1 protein-coding gene is annotated in these 927 nt (G+C 49.4%); it reads right to left on the reverse strand.

Going from position 1 to position 927, the window contains the following annotated elements; genetic code table 11:
• Positions 1-572 precede the first annotated feature (572 nt).
• A complete protein-coding gene (locus ACYVG7_RS10140; RefSeq protein WP_460883003.1) occupies positions 573-857 on the reverse strand; it encodes a hypothetical protein in 285 nt (94 codons plus the stop codon).
• Positions 858-927: the final 70 nt, after the last annotated feature.

Genomic DNA, 927 nt, shown 5'->3' on the forward strand with positions numbered 1-927 from the left:
ACTGGTCAGGATCGGCTGTCGAACGGCTCCAATGCCACAACGCCTGTTGAAGCTGGCTGAGTCTCGATGGTAATCAGGTAAATATATATCCGTTCAGACTTGGGAATAATGGTTAGGTGATATAAAAATGGGCCTGAACGCCCATTTTTATTTGGCTATATCCCTGTTATGTGTTGCACGGATAAACTCTGGCATGAGCGTGGAGTCTGTTCGATCGCAGACACGTCGTGAATACATCCTAAGTAGACTCGATGGTGGCATCCCTGCCACCCACGGTCTGCTATTCGGCCAAACTCCACTCTGCATGATTCACAATAAGTAACTGGTATAGAGGATTTTATTTACCCCTAATGACCAGGTTATTGATCGGATTATTTGTTTATCAACGTCGGCGTTTATTTACATTGCATGGTTATATCAGTTGCCATTCTGAATCGTCGCTCCCTCACGACAGCGACAGGGTGGTACTAAGCTGACCCTCCGCGCCAGGGATGGCGCGGTGGAGCCCCCACGGATGGGTTCACGGCGTGTCAGCGTGTACTTCCCGGTCGATGTTACACGATGCGGATTGGTTATTTTGAATACCCCTGACTCAGGCGATCGATCAGCTGATGGGAGGTAAAAATAAGTAAGATGATCAGCGGCATAACGGCAATCGCAGCCCCGGCGCAGACCGCCCCCCAGGGCACAACCCCCACGCCTTGCAGGGCTCGTAAAGCCAGGGGCAGGGTGTAGCTCTCCATATCGCGTAATACGACCAGGGGGGCCATAAAATTATTCCAGGAGGCAATAAAGGTCAGCAGTGCCAAGGTGAATAACGCGGGTCTGATGAGCGGTAAGACCATATACCGATACATGTACAGGATCTTTAGCTACAACCAATTGAAATAGATAGAAAAAAGGCTTCGTTTGTGATCTGATTTAATC

This window comes from Pseudaeromonas pectinilytica, assembly GCF_054780855.1.

Bases quoted from the DNA above. Each gene is read 5' to 3' on its own strand.
- ACYVG7_RS10140 (WP_460883003.1), bottom strand. From the start codon at position 857: ATGTATCGGTATATGGTCTTACCGCTCATCAGACCCGCGTTATTCACC.